The 19,970-nt window shown below is 67.1% G+C and carries 17 protein-coding genes; 8 read left to right on the forward strand and 9 right to left on the reverse strand.

Going from position 1 to position 19,970, the window contains the following annotated elements; genetic code table 11:
• Nucleotides 1-175: 175 nt before the first annotated feature.
• The 3 genes from CLD20_RS11525 to CLD20_RS11535 all read left to right on the forward strand — a co-directional run bounded on the left by CLD20_RS11525 (nt 176) and on the right by CLD20_RS11535 (nt 5,979).
• The gene (locus tag CLD20_RS11525; protein ID WP_224406763.1) at nt 176-4,213 is read left to right on the forward strand and encodes a peptidoglycan-binding protein; all 4,038 of its coding nucleotides are present in this window, start codon (nt 176-178) and stop codon (nt 4,211-4,213) included.
• A 93-nt stretch (nt 4,214-4,306) separates the two neighbouring features.
• Nucleotides 4,307-5,227, forward strand: coding sequence for a sulfite exporter TauE/SafE family protein (locus CLD20_RS11530; RefSeq protein WP_224406764.1), 921 nt, complete (start codon nt 4,307-4,309; stop codon nt 5,225-5,227).
• Nucleotides 5,227-5,979, forward strand: a complete 753-nt coding sequence (locus CLD20_RS11535) for a TIGR02186 family protein (RefSeq protein ID WP_224406765.1) — start codon at nt 5,227-5,229, stop codon at nt 5,977-5,979. Before CLD20_RS11530 ends, CLD20_RS11535 begins: the two co-directional genes overlap by 1 nt.
• A 45-nt stretch (nt 5,980-6,024) precedes the next feature.
• On the opposite strand, the gene CLD20_RS11540 is transcribed toward CLD20_RS11535, so the two are convergent.
• The 3 genes from CLD20_RS11540 to CLD20_RS11550 all read right to left on the reverse strand — a co-directional run bounded on the left by CLD20_RS11540 (nt 6,025) and on the right by CLD20_RS11550 (nt 10,830).
• A complete protein-coding gene (locus tag CLD20_RS11540; RefSeq protein WP_224406766.1) occupies nt 6,025-7,350 on the reverse strand; it encodes a c-type cytochrome in 1,326 nt (441 codons plus the stop codon).
• A gap of 173 nt (nt 7,351-7,523) precedes the next feature.
• Nucleotides 7,524-8,222 carry a ligase-associated DNA damage response endonuclease PdeM gene (pdeM, locus tag CLD20_RS11545; protein WP_224406767.1) on the reverse strand — a complete coding sequence of 233 codons (699 nt, stop codon included), beginning with the start codon at nt 8,220-8,222 and terminating at the stop codon, nt 7,524-7,526.
• A complete protein-coding gene (locus CLD20_RS11550; protein WP_224406768.1) occupies nt 8,215-10,830 on the reverse strand; it encodes a ligase-associated DNA damage response DEXH box helicase in 2,616 nt (871 codons plus the stop codon). The genes pdeM and CLD20_RS11550 overlap by 8 nt, the downstream gene beginning before the upstream one ends.
• A gap of 118 nt (nt 10,831-10,948) precedes the next feature.
• Here CLD20_RS11550 and CLD20_RS11555 point away from each other — a divergent pair, with 118 nt between their 5' ends.
• On the forward strand, nt 10,949-11,443 hold the full coding sequence (locus tag CLD20_RS11555) for a hypothetical protein (protein ID WP_224406769.1): 495 nt from the start codon (nt 10,949-10,951) through the stop codon (nt 11,441-11,443).
• A gap of 14 nt (nt 11,444-11,457) precedes the next feature.
• On the opposite strand, the gene CLD20_RS11560 is transcribed toward CLD20_RS11555, so the two are convergent.
• Nucleotides 11,458-11,808, reverse strand: a complete 351-nt coding sequence (locus CLD20_RS11560; protein WP_224406770.1) for a VOC family protein — start codon at nt 11,806-11,808, stop codon at nt 11,458-11,460.
• Between the two features lie 74 nt (nt 11,809-11,882).
• On the opposite strand from CLD20_RS11560, the gene CLD20_RS11565 reads away from it, so the two are divergent.
• A complete protein-coding gene (locus CLD20_RS11565) occupies nt 11,883-12,893 on the forward strand; it encodes a ligase-associated DNA damage response exonuclease (protein ID WP_224406771.1) in 1,011 nt (336 codons plus the stop codon).
• Between the two features lie 167 nt (nt 12,894-13,060).
• Here the strand turns inward: CLD20_RS11565 and CLD20_RS11570 are convergent, their stop codons facing one another.
• The 3 genes from CLD20_RS11570 to CLD20_RS11580 form a co-directional block, all read right to left on the reverse strand.
• A complete protein-coding gene (locus tag CLD20_RS11570) occupies nt 13,061-13,492 on the reverse strand; it encodes a hypothetical protein (RefSeq protein WP_224406772.1) in 432 nt (143 codons plus the stop codon).
• A gap of 377 nt (nt 13,493-13,869) precedes the next feature.
• The gene (locus CLD20_RS11575) at nt 13,870-14,406 is read right to left on the reverse strand and encodes a GNAT family N-acetyltransferase (protein ID WP_224406773.1); all 537 of its coding nucleotides are present in this window, start codon (nt 14,404-14,406) and stop codon (nt 13,870-13,872) included.
• A gap of 75 nt (nt 14,407-14,481) precedes the next feature.
• On the reverse strand, nt 14,482-14,679 hold the full coding sequence (locus CLD20_RS11580; protein WP_224406774.1) for a hypothetical protein: 198 nt from the start codon (nt 14,677-14,679) through the stop codon (nt 14,482-14,484).
• Nucleotides 14,680-14,980: 301 nt separating this feature from the next.
• Between CLD20_RS11580 and CLD20_RS11585 the strand changes: the two genes are divergently transcribed.
• The 3 genes from CLD20_RS11585 (at nt 14,981) to CLD20_RS11595 (ending at nt 18,473) form a co-directional block, all read left to right on the forward strand.
• Nucleotides 14,981-16,609: a cisplatin damage response ATP-dependent DNA ligase gene (locus CLD20_RS11585; protein ID WP_224406775.1), complete on the forward strand. Its 1,629-nt coding sequence runs from the start codon at nt 14,981-14,983 to the stop codon at nt 16,607-16,609.
• Between the two features lie 83 nt (nt 16,610-16,692).
• On the forward strand, nt 16,693-16,971 hold the full coding sequence (locus tag CLD20_RS11590; protein WP_224406776.1) for a DUF6460 domain-containing protein: 279 nt from the start codon (nt 16,693-16,695) through the stop codon (nt 16,969-16,971).
• Nucleotides 16,972-17,057: 86 nt separating this feature from the next.
• On the forward strand, nt 17,058-18,473 hold the full coding sequence (locus tag CLD20_RS11595; RefSeq protein ID WP_370636869.1) for an MATE family efflux transporter: 1,416 nt from the start codon (nt 17,058-17,060) through the stop codon (nt 18,471-18,473).
• Here the strand turns inward: CLD20_RS11595 and CLD20_RS11600 are convergent.
• Both CLD20_RS11600 and CLD20_RS11605 read right to left on the reverse strand, forming a co-directional pair.
• Entirely contained in the window at nt 18,470-19,597 is a 1,128-nt protein-coding gene (locus tag CLD20_RS11600; RefSeq protein ID WP_224406777.1) for a quinone-dependent dihydroorotate dehydrogenase, read from the reverse strand. The genes CLD20_RS11595 and CLD20_RS11600 overlap by 4 nt on opposite strands.
• Nucleotides 19,597-19,956 (reverse strand): DUF952 domain-containing protein, encoded by a 360-nt coding sequence (locus tag CLD20_RS11605; protein ID WP_224406778.1) that lies wholly within the window; start codon nt 19,954-19,956, stop codon nt 19,597-19,599. The genes CLD20_RS11600 and CLD20_RS11605 overlap by 1 nt, the downstream gene beginning before the upstream one ends.
• Nucleotides 19,957-19,970 lie beyond the last annotated feature (14 nt).

Here is a 19,970-nt window from a genome sequence, read left to right on the forward strand (position 1 = left end):
TCGACGCCGCTGTCCAGCCGCTTCTGGAGCCCGATCACCAGAAGAAGAAGACAAAATCAAGGCAGAGTTAACGACATGTTTACCATAAGCGCCGTTAACCTTTTCCGGATGGCCAAAGCGGTTCGACCTTTCGCGAGGGCAGGTCGAAGTTCCTCTTCATCTCCGAGGAGAATAAATGAAAGCCCGCACGTCCTGGAGAGGCAGATATGGTTCCGCCGGCACCACGCCGGGCGGAGACGAGGACGCATTGCGCGCGCTGATGAATGCGCGCTTCGACGAGCAAGGGAATATCATTCACGCGCCGCATTACGCCGATGAGGCTGCCGCGCATGCGCATGACGAACCCGAAATGTCGAAGGAGCATCTGCAGGCCGCGGTAGAGGCCCTTGCCGAGCGGATCGAGGCAGCCGAATCGCGTGCGCCGGAAGAAGGTTTCCCCCAGACCCAGACCAGAGCGCCCCAGCCCAGAACGCAGCAGCCCAGATCACCCAAATCCCCGGCGCGCGAGAGCGCCCCCCGGAAGGATCCGGCAAGCGAGCTCCTCGATCGTCTCGACGTGCTGGAAAGCCGGCTGGAGGCCATGAGCCGCTCCGGCAGCGCCCGCGCGCAGGCCCCGCATCCCCGACCGGCGGACAACCGCACCTTTCAGCCGCCGCGCGCCGCACCGAAGCGCCAGGCGCCCTTTGCCGGCGGCCTTGCCGATTTCGCCCGTGAGCTTGGCGGCGGCCGCCGCGAGCCGGAACCGGAGCCGATCGCACCGGCCGCTCCCCCGCCGGCCTTTTCGACGGCCGGTCTGGAAAGCCTCATTGCCGACGTGCTGTCGGAGGTGCGCGACCTGCGTGGCCGCGTCGACGGCATGCACCGTTCCGGCGAAGGCATCTCGGCCATCCAGCACCGTGTGAGCGACATCGACGAGCGGCTGCGCTGGCTGCATCAGGACCTTTCGGAGCGGCGCGAGCCGCCGCAGGAATTGATCGGCGAGATCGCCGCCATCCGTCATGGCCTGGAAAGCCTTACCTCCGGCCGCGGGCTGCGGGAGATCGAGAATCGCATCGCCGAGCTCGGCCGTCGCTTCGACCGCATGGCCGAACCCTCCGCCGATACGGAGATCCTCTCGCGCCTCGAAAGCCGGCTCGACATTCTGGGCGACGCCGTGGAGCGCATCCGGGAGAACCGCTCCGGCGCCGTCGGCGAGCTGGCCCGCCAGCTCGATCGCCTCGCCGCCCGCATCGAGCAGGCCGGCACCATGCCGGCCGTCGACCTCTCCCCGCTGGAAGAGCGTCTGGCCGAAATCGCCGGCCGGCTGGAGGAATCCACCGACACCGGCGCCCAGTTCGCGGTGCTGGAGGAGCGCCTTGCCGCGCTCACCGAGAACCTTTCGGTGCAGCCGCCCAGCTTCGACACGACGGAGATCAACAGCCGCCTTGCGGCGATCAGCGAGAGCATTCAGGCGCAGCCTGCCCCGTTCGACCCTTCCGAGATCACCGACCGGCTCGATCGGCTTGCGGGCGAGATCTCCGGCTTTCTGGCGGAGGGCGAGCGGGGGGCATCGCTTCAGCCGGTTCTCGACCGGCTTTCCGCCCTCGACGAGCGCTTCGATGCGGGACGCGTCGACCTTGATCAATTGTCGGCCATCGTGGAGCGCATGGAGGCTTCCGTCGCCGATGCGCCCTCGGAGCGCCTCAGCGCGCTGGAAGAGAAAATCTCCAGTCTCGGCGATAACTTCGGCCAGCATGACGACGGAAGCTTCGTCGAAGACATCGTCAATCTCAGGACCGAGATCGCCGAGCTGCGCGCCGATATCCGCCATGCACCGCCGACACCGGAAGGGGCCCTGCGCACCCTGCAGCCGGCGATCCGCGAGATCCGCGAGCGCCTCGACCGTCTGCCCGCGGAGCCGGCGACCTTCAATCGCGAGCTGGAGGCCCAGATCGGCCGCATCTCGACGATGCTCGATCGGCCCGCTGCCGAATCGGAGACGCTCGGCCGTCTGGAGACGGCGCTTATCGGCATCACCGCGCGTCTGGACGCGCAGGAGCAGCATCTCAAGGCGGCGACCTGGCAGGCCGCCGGCTCCGGGGAAGAGGGCGAAGGAAGCGGCTCCGAAGCGCTGATGCGTCTCGCCAGCGCCCTGCAGAACGACCTCGGCGAGCTCAAATCCGGCGCACAGGCCGCCGAGGAGCGAACCCGCCAGTCGCTGGAGGCCGTGCACGGCACGCTCGAGGCGGTCGTCAAGCGCATGGCCTTCCTGGAGCGCGACCGGCATGCTTCCGGCCCGGGCGATACCGGCGGCCTGGCTGGCGCCTCGCACGCGGCGATGACGGCGGGCAGTGCGCAGCCGGCATCCGCCGACCGTCTGCCCCGTGTCGAAGAGGGCCCCGTGCCCTCGTCCTGGTCGCCCGCGCCGGAGAGCCGGCCGACGCAGCCGCAGCAGACGGAGGGTTCTGCCGGTTCCGGCCTGCTTGGCCGGATCTCGGCCTCGCAGCTCCTGAAGCGGGCCACGGGCGGGCGCGCCGAATCCTTCTCCCCGCAGATCGAAGAGACGGACGCCGGCATTGATTCGCTTCTGGAGCCCGGAACAGGCGAGCCGCTCAATTCCGATCTTTCCGGCGCCCCGACCTCGGCCAGCGCCTATGCGAGCGCCGCCTCCGCGCGCGGCGACCGGCGCCGTCCGACCTCCGAGGCCGCCCTTGCCCGTGCCTACGAGGATTTCCGCACGCAGGGACGCTCAGGAGATGCCGGTTCCGGCGACTTCCTCAATGCCGCCCGCCGTGCCGCCCGCGCTGCCGCGGAGGAAGCCGCCGCGGCCGAGCGCGATGCAGAGGACGCCAGGGCAGGGGGCTCCACCTCGGTCCTCGATTTCCTGAAGGCCCGCCGCCGCATGCTTCTTGCCGGCGCCGTGGCGCTGGCCGTCGCCTTCGCGGCTGTGCAGTTCATCAAGCAGCGTGGCTCCGAACCCGTCACGGCTGACAATCGCCCGGCGATCGAGATGGAGGCTCCGGCCGGCACGGATACTTCCTCCGGCATGAGCCTTGTCGAGCCGACTTCCGGAACGGGCGGCGCTGCGGCTCCGATGCCGGCTCCCGACCGCACGACCGCCTTCTCTAATTCCCTCACCACGCTCGCCCCCCTCGGAAATGCGCCGGCCCCCGGCAAGCCGGCCCAGCCTGCCGCCTCGTCCGACATGGAGAGCCGAACGGACGCGATTTCTCCCTCCGCTTCCCCGTCGGCTTCGCCCTCGGCGTCTATGGCCACGCCTTCCGATGGAGCGCTACGCGGCGAGGAGGCGATCGAGACGGCGAGCGCCCCGGCGACGCCGGCAGCCGTCTCGTCCGGCGACGCGCCTTCCGCCGATTCCATGCTGCCGCTCGCCATCGGCTCCGACAAGCTGCGCCGCGCTGCCGAGACCGGTGTCGCCGAGGCGCAGTTCGAGATCGCCTCCCGCTATGCCGAGGGACGCGGCGTCGTGCGCAATCCGGCCGAGGCGGTCCGCTGGTACGAGCGCGCGGCCCGCTCCGACCTTGCCCCGGCGCAGTACCGCCTCGGCTCCATCTACGAGAAGGGACGCGGTGTCCCCAAGGACATCGACCGCGCTTTCGAATGGTACAAGAAGGCCTCCGACGCCGGGAACGTGAAGGCGATGCACAACCTCGCCGTCCTTTACGCCGAGGGCGCGGCGGGCTCTCCCGACCTCGAAAAGGCCGCGAACCTCTTCGAGCGCGCCGCCGAGCGCGGCGTGCGCGACAGCCAGTTCAATATCGGCGTCCTTTATGCGCGCGGCCTCGGCGTGCCGCAGGATCTTGTCCAGGCCTATAAGTGGTTCGCGGTCTCGGCCCGCTCCGGCGACCAGCAGTCCAGGCAGCGCCAGGACGAGATCGAGAAGGCCCTGCCGCCCGAGCTTCTGCCCAAGGCACGCACCGCCGCCTCCGCGTTCAAGCCCTTGCCGGTCGATCCGCAGGCCAATATGGTTTTCGCCCCCGAGGGCGGCTGGGAAGAGACGACGGGCGAGACGCTGCATGTCGGCGCGCCCGGCCTCGTCCAGCGCGCCCAGGACCTCCTGATCGCCCATGGCTACGATCCCGGCCCCGCCGACGGCGTTTTCGGCGAGAAGACGCGTCAGGCGATCGGCGATTTTCAGCGTGACAACGGCCTGGAGGTCAGCGGAGAGATCGATACTGGCCTAATCAAGGCGCTTCAGAACAAGGATATGTAACTTCCGCCTTGCGCTTCGGCGGTGCCCGGTGTTTGACAGGGCACTCGGCAGCGCCGCCGATCGCCCCGCTACCGCCACCGGGACTGACCCTGCGTGCAGCTTTACCTTCCGATCGCCGAACTGACGGTCAACATCTTCCTGTATCTGGGGATGGGTGCGGCCGTGGGCTTCATATCCGGCATGTTCGGCGTCGGCGGCGGCTTTCTTCTCACGCCTCTCCTCATCTTCTCGGGCATCGCGCCGGCGGTGGCGGTCGCAACCGTGACGCCGCAGATCGTCGCTTCCTCCACCTCGGCCGCCATCTCCTACTGGCGGCGGGGGATGATCGATCCGAAGATGACGCTCTTCCTGCTCTTCGGGGGCATGACGGGCTCGGCGCTCGGTGTTGTGGTTTTCCGCATGCTGCGCTCGCTCGGCCAGCTCGATCTCATCATCTCGCTCTCCTACGTCACCTTCCTCGGCCTGATTGGCGGGCTGATGCTGCGCGAGGCGCTGCGCACCTACTTCCGTGCCAAGCGCGGCCGGCCGGCGCGCAGCGGCACCCACCATCTCTGGATTTCCGGCCTGCCGCTCAAGGTGCGCTTCCGCCGCTCCAAGCTCTATGTCAGCATCGTGCCGGTGATCGGCCTCGGCCTGTCGATCGGCTTCCTCGGCACCGTGCTCGGCATCGGCGGCGGCTTCATCATGGTCCCGGCGCTGATCTATCTCCTGCGCATGCCGACCAACGTCGTCATCGGCACCTCGCTCGGCTACATCCTCTTCACCATGGCGCTGGCGACGGTGCTGCATGCGGTCGCCAACGGCTCGGTCGACCTGATGCTGGCGTTCCTGCTGATGATCGGAGGCGTCATTGGCGCCCAGTTCGGCGCCCAGCTGGGTCAGGCGATGAAGGGCGAGCAGCTTCGCCTGTTCCTGGCGCTCCTCGTTCTCGGCGTCGCGATCCGGTTCCTGCTGAACCTCTTTTTGACGCCGGACGACCTTTATTCCATCACGCTGCTGCGCGGGCTCGCCTGATGGGCGCGCTCCTTGCCCTCGCGCTGCTTCTGTTCGCAGGCCCCGCCTCGGCCGAAAAGCTCGTCTCCACGCTGTCCAACGATTCCGTCGAGATCACGTCCAACTTCACCGGCTCCCACATCACCGTCTTCGGCGCCGTGGAGGAGGACAGCGATCGTTTCGTCAAGGAGGGCGAATACCAGGTTGCCATCGTCGTTGCCGGCCCGGACCTGCCGCTCACGGTGCGCAAGAAGGGCCGTGTCGCGGGGTTCTGGATCAACACGGGCTCGCGCGATTTCTACAGCGTGCCGAGCTTCTACGTCATCCATCTGAGCGAGAATCTGTCGAACTCCGCGAGCCGCGATCTTCTCGCCCGCTACAAGCTCGATTTTTCCGATCTCGGCTTTGCCCGCGGCGCCAGCTACAAGCCGGAGGATCAGGCCTTCGCCGCCGCGCTGGTAGACATCAAGGAACGCGAGCAGCTCTACGCGCGGCGTGAGAATGCCGTGGAGTTCCTTTCTCCGACGGTCTTCCGCACCTCCTTCGGCCTGCCGTCGGCGATCCCGGTCGGCACCTATCACGTCTCCGTCTATCTCTTCCGCCAGGAAAAGCTGATCGCCGCCCAGGTGCAGAGCCTTCTTGTCGAGAAGAGCGGCTTCTCCGACCGCATCGCGCGCTTCGCCGCGCAGCAGCCCCTCTTCTACGGTCTCTTCGCGGTGATGATCGCCGTTCTCACCGGCTGGATCGCCGGCGTGGTCTTCCGCCGCAACTAGCGCGGCGTGTCGCTCGCCCGGGCAGCCGCCTTCTCTCGTCGGCGATCAGTTGGCGGTTGCGCCCGTGTTCGTGGCAGCGGGCGATGCGGAGGCGGGAGGCTCGCCCGTGCCGGGGGCATCCGCGCTGGCATTGGGGCCGCCGTCCGCCGGCGTATTGTCGAGCACGGCGGGCTGCTCGGCGTTGAAATAGGCCGCGACCGCTTTCATTTCGTCAGGGGTGAGCTGATGCGCCAGCCGGTCCATCGGGTCGTAATCGCCCGCATAGCCGCGCTCGCCGTGCTGGAAGAGCTTCAGCTGGTTCTCGATATAGATCGCGTACTGCCCGTCGAGATGCGGGAAGAGCCGCGAGGTGAACTTGGTCTGCTCGTGGCAGGAAAGGCAGGCCGTGACCTTGCGATCGGGAATGCCGTTCTCGGCGATCTCCCTGCCGGCCGCAATCATCTGCGGATCGAGCTTGTCCGCCCCCGGCGACTGCTTCTTCTCCTGCATGGCGTAATAGGCGGAGACCGCCATGATCTGCTCGTCGGTGAGCTGGGCCGCTATCGGCCGCATGAAGCCGCTGTGGCGCTCGCCGGCGGCGAAGGCCTTCAGCGTGCGGCGGAGATATTCGCGATCCTGGATCGAAAGGTTCGGGAAGGCGCCGATGCCGCGCCCCACACCATCGGCCCCGTGGCAGCGCCCGCACATCGACAGGATGTTGTTGTTCATGGCGAAGTCGGAAAATCCGGTCGCCGGCTCGCTGGTGTCGTGCGTTTCGGCATCGGGCGTTGCCGTCTCGGTCGGGCTCGGCTGGAAGCCGGCATATTCGGCCGGCAACTTGGCGTCGATCAGCTTGCCGTCATTGCCGTAGGCGAGTTTCCTGAAGCCCTCATAGTCGAGCTCCGGCAGCTTCCTCAGGAACGCCGCCATCGACCAGGCCTCGTCCGCCCGGCTCGCGTCGCTCCACGAAGGCATGCCGGTATATTTCACGCCGTGCAGGACGATCCAGGCAAGCTCGTTGTCGCTGAACTGCTTGACGACGGCCGGCAGGTATTGCGGCTGGGGGCGCATCTGCAGCGCCACGACGTTCTGCCCGGTCTGCGGCGCGCCGTGGCAGGTGATGCACACATGCCCGTAATGCGCCGCGCCCTGCGCGACCCGCCAGTCGGCGTCGAAATCGTCGGGCTTGGTAAGTTCGCCCGCATGCGTCGCGACCGAGCGCTCGAAGGAATAGTGGAGGAGGTTCGCCCAGCCTTCCGGATGCGGGATCGAGGCGGCAAGATTCACCGCGCCGCTGACGACGATGATCCCCGCGACGATCGCGCCCGCCACGTAGGCGGCGAAGATGGGGCCGAGCCAGGCGACAAAATGTTTCGGAAAAAAGCTGTTCATGGGTGCTGCCAAACCCTGTTTTCGTCGCGGTACGGGCGCCCGCTTCTCCGTCAACCGAACACGCCTGCGGCGCGCATGTTCAATGTATTTTGGCGGAGCGTGTTCCGAAATCTTGCCGGATTTTGGCGCAAATGCGCGGAAAATCCGAGCGGAAGGCCGGCGCGGCGAAACGCTCAGTCCGGGCGCAATGAGGCCGGCGCGACAGGATAGAGCCGGTTCTCGCCGACAACGAAGGCGGTGAAGCCGAAAAGCGGGAAAAGGGCAAGAAACGCCCGGTCGAGCACGTTGAGCCCGCCGGTCAGCACGCCGAAAGAGGGCATGACGAGCCGCTCTCCGTCCGTGACGAAGGCGCGCCGGCGCACGCTGCGCCCGCGCCCGCTCACCTTGGCGGCGGGATGAAGATGCCCCGCCACTTCCCCGGCCGGTCCGCGCTCGCCCTTCCCATGGCGTGACGGCTCGTGGCGCAGCGTGAGCGCGCCGATCGTAACCTCCTCGCAGCAATCGCCGCCGAGGCCGGCGGGCGGGTGCGGATCGTGGTTGCCGGCGATCCACACGAATTCCCGCCCCGCCATCAACGCGGCGAGGCGGGCGATGTCGGCCCCGTCCATCCGCGCCGCGCCCTCGCCGTCATGGAAGCTGTCGCCAAGGCAGAGGATGCGCGTCGGCTGCCGTCGCATGACGAGGCGCGCGAGCGCGCTCAGCGTCGCCGCCGTGTCGTAGGGCGGCAGGAAGACGCGGCGCCGTGCATAGGAGGAGGCTTTTTCCAGATGCAGGTCGGAGACGATGAGCGTGCCGGTCTCGTGGTCGTAGATCGCGCCGGACGGATCGAGTGCGATTTCCCGCCCGGCAAGCCGGATGCGCGTCTCAGCCACGGCCTCGTCCGAGTCCGTCCGGGGAACCGATATCCGTGCTTCTGCCGGCGACAAACCCTGCCTCTTGCCCTTCCAGACCCATCGCTTCGCGGACGAGATCGTCCGAGGCTTCGGCCAGGATGTCCTCCTGCGCCTCGCCGAAGACCGGCTCGCGGCCGATCTCCAGCATCACCGGCACGGCGAGCGGCGAGACGTGCGAGAGCCTTTGATGCACGATTCGCCCCGATATGCGCGACAGCATTTCGCCGAGCCGGGCGATGTCGAGGAGGCCCGTGGCCGCGTCGGCGCGCGTCGCCTTGAGGAGGATGTGGTCCGGCTCGTGGCTGCGCAGCACGTCGTAGATGAGGTCGGTGGAGATCGTCACCTGCCGCCCGGATTTCTCCTCGCCCGGATGCCGGCGCTCGATCAGGCCCGCGATGATGGCGCAGTTGCGGAAGGAGCGCTTCAGAAGGTGGCTTTCCGCGAGCCAGGTCTCCAGATCGTCGCCCAGCATGTCCTCTTCAAAGAGCGCGTCGAGTGAGGGCTTGCCGGCGCTGAACAGGTGCCCGAGGTCGCGCAGGCCCCAGACGGCGAGCGCGTAGTCGTTGGCGACGAAGCCGAGCGGGCGCGCCCGCGCGCGCTCCAGCCGGCGGGTGAGCAGCATGCCGAGCGTCTGGTGGGCGAGCCGCCCCTCGAAGGGATAGGCGACCATGCAGAACTTGTCGGCTCGCGGAAAGGTCTCCACCAGCAGTGCGTCCTGCGGCGGCAAAACCGACTTTTCCCGCTGGATGGTGAGCCAGTCGCGCACCTGCGCCGGCAGCTTTTCCCAGCTTTCAGGGTCGGCGAGCATCGCCCGCACGCCTGCCGCGAGATAGGTGCTCAAGGGAAACTTGCCGCCCGCATAGGACGGGATCGCCGGATCCTCCGACATTGCTCGCGTGACCAGCGCCTCGTTCTCGCGGATGCCTTCGAAGCGCAGGATCTGGCCGGCGAACTGGAAGGTGTCACCCGGCACGAGCTGCTCGATGAAATACTCTTCCACCTGGCCGAGGATGCGCCCGCCGGGCCCGCCCGTGGGCTTCAGGACGCCCGGTTTACCGTCCTTTGCCCCCTTTCGCGAGGCGAGCCGCACCTTCAGCATCGGCGCCTCCACGATGGTTCCGAGATTGAGCCGGTACTGCTGGGCAAGCCGTGGATGGGAGAGCGCCCAAAGTCCGTCCTTGCGCTTCCGGATCTTGGCGTAGCGCTCGTAGGAGCGGAGCGCGTAGCCACCGGTGGCGACGAAATCGAGCGCCTGCTCGAAATCTTCCCAGGCAAGGTCGCGGTAGCTCTCGGCCGAGACGATTTCCTCGTAGAGCTCGACGGCGTCGAAGGGCGCGGCAACGGCCATGCCGAGAATGTGCTGGCACAGCACGTCGAGCGCTCCCGCCCTGAGCTTCGGCGTGTCCTGCGCCCCGGCCGCGCTCGCCTCCAGCGCAGCCTGGCACTCCATCACCTCGAAGCGGTTCGCCGGCACCAGGAGCCCCTGCGAAGGCTCGTCCATCCGATGGTTCGAGCGTCCAATCCGCTGGGCGAGCCTGCTCGCCCCTTTCGGCGCACCGACATGGATGACGAGGTCGACGTCGCCCCAGTCGATGCCGAGGTCGAGTGTGGAGGTGGCGACCACGGCCCGCAGCGTCCCGGCCGCCATCGCAGCCTCCACCTTGCGGCGCTGGGCCCTGTCGAGCGAGCCGTGGTGGAGCGCGATCGGCAGCGCTTCCTCGTTGATGCGCCAGAGTTCGGCGAAGAGCATTTCCGCCTGCCAGCGCGTGTTGACGAAGACGAGGGTGGTCCTGTGCGCTTTGATCGCGGCCAGGATGTCGCCGAGGGCGTAGCGCGCCGTATGGCCTTGCCAGGGGATGCGTTCCTGGCTGGAAAGGATGCTGATATGCGGCTTCACGCCGTCCGGAACCACCACGATTTCCGCCATCTGTCGCTCCCTGCCGGATTGCTGGCCCATCAGCCAGGCCCTGAGGTCGTCGGGATAGGCGACAGTCGCCGACAGGCCGACCGTCTGCAACTCAGGGGCGAGGCGGCGCAATCTGGAGAGGTCGAGCGACAACAGGTCGCCGCGCTTGGAGGTGGTGAGCGCGTGCAATTCGTCGAAGATGACAGTGGTTAGCCGCTTGAAGAAGCGCTCGGCGTCCCTGCTGGCGAGGAGGAGCGCCACCTGCTCGGGCGTCGTCAGGAGAATGTCGGGCGGGTGGAGTTTCTGGCGCTGGCGTTTATGTGCCGGCGTGTCGCCGGTTCGGGTTTCCAGCGAGATTTCGAGCCCCATCTCGGCGACCGGGGACTGAAGGTTGCGTTGGATATCGACGGCGAGTGCCTTGAGCGGCGAGACATAGAGGGTATGCGGGCCGAAGAACGTGTCGGCCCGCTTGTTCGTGCTGCCCCCCTCTGCGAGATCGACGAGCGAGGGCAGAAAGCCGGCGAGGGTCTTGCCGGCGCCTGTGGGGGCGATCAGAAGAGCGGATCTACCGGCACGGGCATGGGAGAGAAGTTTGAGCTGGTGAGGGCGTGGCGACCAACCGCGCGCCGCAAACCAGTGGCGGAAGCGCTCCGGCAGGAGCGCGTCAGCCGCGGCTGGCATGAGGACGGGAGCCGTCATGCGGCGCAGTGTAGGCAGGCTCGCAGCCAAGTCGAGCGCATCCCTCATTGTCCGCTGCCCGGCAGAGTCCACATAGTCGGCATCGCGGCAGGGGGCTGACATGGCGAAGAAGAAAAAGGGCGGCAAGAAGAAAGAGGAAGAGACCCTCAACACGATCGCCGTCGACATGGACGTGCATAAGATCATCGAAAGCGCCCGCATCGATTTCGATGAGAGCCAAAATGCGATTCTGCGGCGCCTCCTCGGTCTGGAGGGCGGGCCGTCGCCGATCGGCGCGGACCCGCAGGGCAGCCTGCGCCGCGCCAAGGGTGGCGGCGCCAAGGATGGCGGCTGGTCGAAGATCGGGCGTCACGGGCGCGAGGTTTTCCTGCCCAACGGCACGCTGCTTCGCGCCGCTTATGCCGGGCAGACGGTGGAGGGCGTGATCGAGGAAGGCATGTGGGCCGTCGGGGGCGAGCGCTTCAATTCTCCCTCCGCCGCCCTCATCGCCCATGTGCGCACGCGCGAGGGGCGGCGTGTCAATCTCAATGGCTGGCGCATCTGGGAGGTCCGGGTGCCAGGCGGTGAGCGCTGGCTGCGCCTTGGCGAGGTGTAAGGCTCGGTTGCGCGCTATCCGTGCGAGAGGAGATTGACGAGCCGGCCGAAAGGATCGCGCACGAAGAAGCGAACGACGCCCCAGGGCTCGCTCGCCGGTCCGTATTCGATCGGCAGCCCCGCTGTCTTCACGCGGGCAAGCACCTCGTCGAGATTGTCGACCTCGATGGAGATGTCCGGCACTTGGGCGCCCGATCCGCCCTCGCTGGCGATGCTGATCTGCGGGCTTGCGAGCCCGTCGCCCGCAAAGGTGAGGATCCAGCCATGGTCCATGGCGACATGCATGCCGAGGATCGCGCCGTAGAAGCTCTTGCCTGCCTCCAGCTTGTCGCTTGCGATGTTGGCGACGATCCGCCTTACCGTCATTTCGTCTGCTCCCGCTGCGGCGCCGGATGGCGCCGCTTCCAGAACGGCATTCTGGCACTACCTTTGTGACGGTCATGCGCCCGTCAGAACTCCTTTGCACCACGCCCGCCGGCCTCTACTGCCCGCCCGGGGATTTCTACATCGATCCCGTCCGGCCGGTGCCGCGCGCTCTTGTCACCCACGGTCACGCCGACCATGCCCGGCCGGGCCACGGCACGGTCATGGCGACGGAGGCGACACTGAAAATCATGGCGGCGCGCTACGGTAAGGATTTCGCCGGGGCAAGGCAGGTTGCCGGTTACGGCGACCGGATCGAGATCGGCGGCGTTGCAGCGAGCTTCCATCCGGCCGGCCACGTCCTCGGCTCGGCGCAGATCGCCGTGGAGAAGGACGGCCTCAGGATCGTCGCCTCCGGCGATTACAAGCGGCGCGCCGATCCCACCTGTGCTGCCTTCGAGCCGGTGGCCTGCGACGTCTTCATCACCGAGGCGACCTTCGCTTTGCCGGTCTTCCGCCATCCGGACGACCGCGGTGAGATCGCCCGCCTCATGGCTTCCCTCGAGCTCTTTCCCGACCGCGCCCATCTCGTTGGCGCCTATGCGCTCGGTAAGGCGCAGCGGGTCATCGCGCTCTTGCGGGAGGCCGGCTACGACAGGACGATTTTCATCCATGGCGCGCTGAAAACACTGTGCGATCTCTACGAGGCTGAGGGGGTGGAGCTCGGCGACCTGCAGCCGGCCACTGTGGAAAATGGCCGGAAGGGAGACTTTGCTGGCGCCATTGTTGTGTGCCCGCCTTCGGCCTTCGCCGACCGCTGGGCCCGCCGCTTTCCCGATCCGATCGCGTGCTTTGCTTCCGGCTGGATGATGATCCGTCAACGTGCCCGCCAGCGGGGCGTCGAGCTGCCGCTCGTCATCTCCGACCATTCCGATTGGGACGAGCTGATTGCCACGATCCGCGAGGTCGGGGCGGGGGAGGTGTGGATCACCCACGGGCGCGACGACGCCCTGACCCGCTGGTGCGAGATTGAGGGCATCAGGGCGCGCCCCCTGCATCTCGTCGGCTACGAGGACGAGGCGGAGTAGCGAAGGTCAGCGTGCGCCGGAGGCCGCCGGCGCGCTCGCCCGCGGCCTGCTCGCCTGTCCCGGCCCGCTCGTCTGTCCCGGTCCGATGGCGGCAAGCCGATATCGATCGGGACTTGAACATTGCGGGCGGGGCTTCCGGCGACAGAAGTCCCGCCCGCAGCTTCCGGCTACTGTTTCGCCGTGAGGTAGCAGGCGACGGCGGCGCGGTCGGAGGCGTGGTCCTGGAAGCAGAACTCGATCTTGTCGCCGACGACCTCGCCGAACAAGCCGGCGTTGTCGCCGGAGATCAGAAGGCTCTCGCCGTCGAAGCTGACGACGCCGACGATCTCCTCTTCGGCGCCTTTCGGCGACTGCGCCACGCCGTGGAAGGCGCGGCCCTTCTGTTCGTTGATGACCATCGTCCAGGCATATTCTGCCGAGCCGAAGCTCGGCTCGTCATATGCGTCGTGATGTTCGTTGGCGGCGCCCAGATGCACCGAGGCGGTCGCTTCCCCGGTCGCCTTCCAGGTCCCGACCAGATCCGGCGGGTCGGCCGCCATCGCCACGGACGCCGCAAACAATCCGGCGCCGAGCGCCGACAATCCACTGATGATTCTCATGGAAGATTTCCTTTCATAGAATATTTTTCCAATTTCATCACGCTACTCTTCTTTTACAAGACAAGGCGTCGGACCGGTTTATAAAGTTTAGATGGCGTCAACGGGCACCAGAAATTTGACGATTGTTGGATTCCAGATGTCCTGAGGTGGAAGAATTACGTTTTGTCGGGGATCGATCCCCGGAAGGTTCCCCGGCTTTATTTGCCGGTGGACGGCCGCGGCGTTTGCGCCGGCGGCGGCGCGAAGCGCGCCTTTGAGCGGACGCGCCCGGGAGGAAAGGGATTGCCCGCTCGCGCCGCGGGCGCATTCTCACGGCACACGAAGGCGCCCGCGGCCTCCCGGCCGCGGGACATGGGTGCGAATCGGATCGGGAATGACTAGACGCGCAGCGCTGCCCGGAAGGCGCCCTCGGCGTCGTCGTATGCCTCGTCGAACCAGGAGAAGGCGTTGGCGAGCGGCGGATGGACCAGCGCGTCGACTTCGCCGAAATCGTAGGTCATGGAGGCGTCGAACTGCCGGGCGAGATGCAGCATCCGGTAGTTTTCCTGCTGGCAGAAGAGATGCACGCGTGAGATGCGGCGATTGCGGGCGAGCGTGACGATGCGTGTGAGGAGCATGCGCCCCACGCCCTTGCTCTGCCAGGCTTCCTCGATCGCGAAGGCGGCTTCCGCCGCATCGCGCCGCCAGCCCTGGCCGAGCGGATGCAGCTCCGCGGAGCCGCGCAATGTCCCCTCGACGAAGTAGCCGAGAAGAACCGTCTCCAGATCGAAGGCTTTTGAGACATAGGCGCGGATGCGCTCGTCGTTGACGGGCGAACCGAAGCGAAGGCGTCGCGCCTCCGGGCCGAGACGAAGCATATGCTCCAGAAAGAGCCTCGCTTCATGCGGCCACAGCTTGCGAATGAAGGGCGTCATGAAACGCCAGCGCGGCCGGCGGGGACCGGCCGCATGCGTCCCGCGATCCGCGAGCGCTGCCTCAGCAGAAGCGCCTCAATAGGGGCGGCGGGCGCGATGATTGTGCCGCATCTGAGCGAGCTGATCGGGGCCGAGGATGAATCCGGCCTCCTGCTCGATCTGACGAAGGGCTTCGCCCTCGCGTGCCCACACCATCCAGTCGAAGGCGCGGCGCAGACGGGAGTGTCCGGCCTTGCGGCCACTAAAGGCGGAGAAGCCAGCTACATTTGCCATGGTCTTCTTTCTCCAGGCTGAAATTCCAATGGCGTCGTGCGGCGTATCCGTCACGAGCCGACGGCCGGAAGATGAGCGTCCTTGCCTTTGAATCCAACCACTCATTTTGCATTGCAGTATGAACCGGAATGCATAACAGAATCAGAGAGCAAGCACCTGAAATTGCAGCACATGTTAATTGCCGGCACGGTCGGTCGCAGGCATTTTGAGCAATTCTGATGTTGCATTGCACACAAAGCGCGCACCCTGACCCGGCGATGCCTGTCTCGCCGCGGACTTCGCGCTCGCCTATATCCACGCCATGCAGGCCTTCGCTGCCCTCCTTGACCGCCTCACACTCACGCCCCAGCGCAACGGCAAGCTGCGGCTCCTCACCGGTTACCTGAAATCCGTGCCGGATCCGGACCGCGGCTATGCGGTGGCGGCGATCACCGGTGACCTCTCGATCGCCTCGGTGAAGCCGGCGATGATCCGCGCCCTCGTCGAGGAGCGGGTGGATCCTGTCCTCTTCGCGCTCTCCTACGATTATGTCGGCGACCTTGCGGAGACGGTCTCGCTCATCTGGCCGGGAAAGGGCGAGGCGGCGCACACGCCAACGGTTGCGGAGGTGGTGGAGCGTCTGACGGCCGCATCGCGCATGGAGGGCCCGAAGCTCGTCGCCGAGTGGCTCGACGGGCTTCAGCCGCCCGGCCGGTATGCGCTCATCAAGCTCGTCACGGGCGGGCTCCGCGTCGGCGTCACGGCTCGGCTCGCCAAGCAGGCCCTCGCCGATTTCGGTGAAAAGCCCGTCGCCGAGATCGAGGAGATCTGGCACGGCCTGAAGCCGCCCTACGCCGATCTCTTTGCCTGGCTGGAAGGAAGGGCCGGCCTGCCGGAAGCGCGGCGAAACGCCCCGTTCCGGCCGGTCATGCTGTCGAACGCCATCGCCGAGGAGGATTTCGCCAGGCTCGATCCGGCCGATTATGCGGCGGAGTGGAAATGGGACGGCATCCGCATCCAGGCGGCGGCGGAGGGCGGCGTCTGCCGCCTTTATTCGCGCACCGGCGACGACATCTCGGCCGCCTTCCCGGATATCCTGGAGCACTTCGCCTTCGATGGCGCCATCGACGGCGAGCTTCTCGTCGCGCGCGAGGGCGAAGACGGGATGGCGATCGCTCCCTTTGGCGACCTGCAGCAGCGGCTGAACCGCAAGAAGGTGACGGCCAAAACGATCGCAGCCTATCCGGCCTTCATCCGCGCTTACGACATCCTTGAGGAGGCGGGGGAGGACATCCGACCGCTGCCTTTCCGCCAGCGCAGGGAAAGGCTGGAGGCCTTCATCTCAAGGCTCGCCTCCGCGCGCATCGACATCTCGCCCCTCGTTGCGTTCCAGGATTGGGACGAGCTTGCGCGCCTGCGCGCCGATCCGCCCACCGATGGGCGGCTCGACGAGGTTGCCGAGGGCGTCATGCTGAAGCGATGGGATTCCGCTTACGTTGCCGGAAGGCCCAAGGGCCCATGGTTCAAGTGGAAGCGCGACCCGTTCCTGATCGACGCGGTCCTCATGTACGCCCAGCGCGGCCACGGCCGCCGCTCCTCCTTCTATTCCGACTACACTTTCGGCGTCTGGACGGCACAGCGTCCCGAGGACGGCGAACTCGTGCCGGTGGGCAAGGCCTATTTCGGTTTCACCGACGAGGAGCTGAAGGAGATCGACCGCTTCGTCCGCAACAACACCGTGGAGCGCTTTGGGCCGGTGAGGGCGGTGCGCGCCGAGCCCGCCACCGGCCTCGTCCTGGAAGTCGCCTTCGAGGGGCTCAACCGCTCCACGCGCCACAAATCGGGCGTCGCCATGCGCTTTCCGCGCATCCACCGGATCCGCTGGGACAAGCCGCCGGGCGAGGCCGACCGTCTCGACACGCTGGAAAAGATGCTGCCGGCCGCCGTCTGAGCGCGCTCCGGCCCCCTTTTGCTTGCCATCGCCGGCCGGACTTCCTAGCTCTTCGCGGCACGCAGCGCGAAGGAGCGGAACGAATGTCGGGCCCCGTGACACGCTTTCTCGGCGACAGCCCCTGGCGGGTCCTCATCCGCCTCATCCTCCTTTCGGTGATCGTCGGCATCGTCCTGTCGGCGCTCAACCTGCATCCGCTCGACATCTATTACTGGGCCGAGCGCGCCTTCCTGCGCATCTACAACATGGGCTTCGCGCTCTTCGAGAACGCCTTCGGCTACTTCCTCTTCGGCGCCCTCATCGTCGTGCCGATCTTCGTCATCATGCGCCTCTTCGCCATCATGGGCGGCCGGCGCGACTGAGCCGGCGCCGAAGCTTTCCGTGGAAGGCAACAGGACGCAGGCGATCGGCTGCCCTCCTGTCACGAAATTTGCTGTAGTGACGGCTGATGCAACACGAAGCGGCCCCTCCCCAGCCTGAGAGTGCTGCCGGAAGGGCGACTACCGCCCTCCTCGGCAACGGGCCGATTCGCGCTTTCGACGTCACCAACCGGCTCGTCTTCTCCATCGCCGTGCCGATGACGCTTGCCTATCTGTCGGTGCCGCTCGCCGGCCTCGTCGACACGGCGGTGATCGGCCAGCTGGGCAATGCCGAGCTCATCGGCGGCATCGCCGTCGGGGCGATTATCCTCGACGTCGTCTTCACCACCTTCAACTTCCTGCGCTCCGGCACCACCGGGCTGACCGCGCAGGCCTATGGGGCCGGCGATGTCAAGGAAGAGCAGGCCGTGCTCCTGCGCGCCCTCGTCCTGGCGGTCATGGCCGGCGCCGCGGTGATCGCGCTGCAATCTCCCCTCACTTCGCTCGGCATCAGGGCGATGGATGTCGGCCCGGGCATTGCCGACGCGACGGAGCGCTACCTCTTCGTGCGCATCTGGGCGGCGCCCTTCATGCTCGCCAATTACGCGCTTGTCGGCTGGTTTCTCGGCGTCGGGCGCGCGCTCCTCGTGCTCGGCTTTCAGGCCGTGCTCGCGGCGACGAATATTGGCCTTTCCATCCTTTTCGTCCTCGGCTTCGGCTGGGGCGTGGAAGGCGTCGCGGCAGCCTCCGTCATTGCCGAGGTGCTGACCTTTCTCGTTTCCATTCCGTTTGTCCTGCCGCATGTCAGCGGCACGGCCCGCCCTTCCTGGAAGCGGATATTCGACAGGCTCGCCTTCCTGCGCCTCGTCGCCGTCAACCGCGACATCATGGTGCGCTCCTTCTCGCTCCTCTTCGCTTTTGCCTATTTCACCCGGCAGGGCGCGTCTCTCGGCGCGGTCGTCCTGGCCGCGAACGCGCTCCTGATGCACTTCTTCCTCTTCGCCGGCTATTTCCTCGATGGCTTCGCGACGGCGGCCGAGCAGCTCGTCGGCCGCTCGGTCGGCGCGCGCCACCTCGCTGCCTTCGATCGCTCGGTGCGCCTCACCCTTCTCTGGGGCTTCGGTCTCGCCGGCGGGCTCGCCGGCCTTTATCTTCTCGCGGGCGGGCCGCTGATCGATCTGATGACGACATCAGAGGAGGTGCGCGAGACGGCACGGCGCTATCTTCTCTGGGCCTGCCTCACGCCCATTGCCGGTGTTCTCGCCTTCCAGATGGACGGAATCTATATCGGCGCAACCTGGTCGCGAGAGATGCGCAACATGATGCTCGCCTCGCTCGCCGCCTTCGTGCTGGCCTGCTGGGCGCTGATGCCGCTCTTCGGCAATGACGGGCTGTGGGCGGCGCTCCTCATCCTTCTGGGCGCGCGCGGCGCGACGCTCTCCTGGCGCCTGCCGGCGCGGCGGCAGGCGACGTTCGGGGAGTTTTCGGCGAACGCTGCCGGCTAGCCGGCGGCCTCTGCTGCCTTTTCGGGTTCCGCCTTTTTCTCCGGGGCGGGCGCCCAGCTTCCGGCCCAGCGCGCCGTCTCGATGCCGCGCGCCTCGGCAAGGCTGCGGAAGTTGCGCTTCTCGAGTTCCTTCACCAGCCCGGTCTTGATTTCGGCCGCGAGCCGCGGACCCTCGAAGATGAGACCCGAATAGAGCTGCACGAGGTCGGCGCCGGCGACGATCTTCATCCAGGCCGAATGCGCGTCATGCACGCCGCCGACGCCTATGATCGGCAGGTTCGGCCCGGCAAGCTGGCGGGCGCGGGCAAGCATCGCCGTCGAGGGCTCCAGCAGCGGCAGCCCGGAGAGCCCGCCCTGCTCGCGGGCGATCTCGGCGGCTCGCAGGCGTGGCCGCGCCACCGTGGTGTTGGCGATGACGAGCCCGTTCGCTCCCATGGAGACGACGGTCTCCACCAGCACCGCGAGTTCCTTCTCGGTAAGGTCCGGCGCGATCTTGATGAGAAGCGGCAGGCGCCGGCCGATATTGACGCTCTCGCGGGCCTCCATGCAGCGGCCGAGAAGGCGGCCGAGATTGCCGGCCGATTGCAGGTCGCGCAGCCCCGGCGTGTTCGGCGAGGAGATGTTGATCGTCAGCCAGCTCGCAAGGTCGGCGAATCGCCGGATGCCGGAGACATAGTCCCCGATCGGATCCTCCGAGCCGCGATTGGCCCCGATATTGACGCCGACCAGCCCGCCCCGGCCGCGCCGCTCCTCCAGCCGCCGGGCCACCGCCTCGTGGCCGTCGCTGTTGAAGCCCATCCGGTTGATGATCGCCCGGTCGGCGACCAGCCGGAAAAGCCGCGGCTTCGGGTTTCCGGGTTGCGGCTTGGGCGTCACCGTGCCGACTTCGATCGCCCCGAAGCCGAGATAGAGGAGCGCGTCCACCGCTTCGGCATTCTTGTCGAAGCCGGCTGCGAGCCCGATCGGATTGGTGAAGGAAAGGCCGAGAAGGTTGACCGAGAGCCGCCCGTGGCTTTCGCGCCGCACGCGGCGCGGCGCCTGCCGCAGCATCTTCATCGCCAGATGGTGGGCCGTCTCGGGCGGAAGGAGCCGCAGCGCCGCCGCGGCAAGTCTGTCGCTGCGCATCAGCCGGCTTTCTTCGTCATGCGTGCCGGCAGGCGATGCCGGCCATCGGCGCCGAGCGGAAATTCCTCGCTCCAGGCGACGGCACCGAGCGGCAGCTCGCCATAAAGGTGGGGAAAAAGCGCGCCGCCACGCGAGGCCTCCCATTTGAGCTGGCGGCCGAGTTCGTCCGCCCGGATGGCGACGAGGAGGAGGTCTTCCTGCCCGCTGAAGTGCTTCTCGGCCGTCTCCACCACCTGTTCGGCCGTGGAGAAATGGATGAACCCGTCGGCATGGTCCACCGGCGCGCCGGTGAAGACGCCCGCCGCCTCGGCCTCGCGCCAAAGGGCCTTTGGCGCTATCTTGAAGATGAGATCGTTCATGTCGCGCGCGATGA

It is taken from the genome of Afifella sp. IM 167 (assembly GCF_020144925.1).
Taxonomy (GTDB): Bacteria; Pseudomonadota; Alphaproteobacteria; order Rhizobiales; family Afifellaceae; genus Afifella.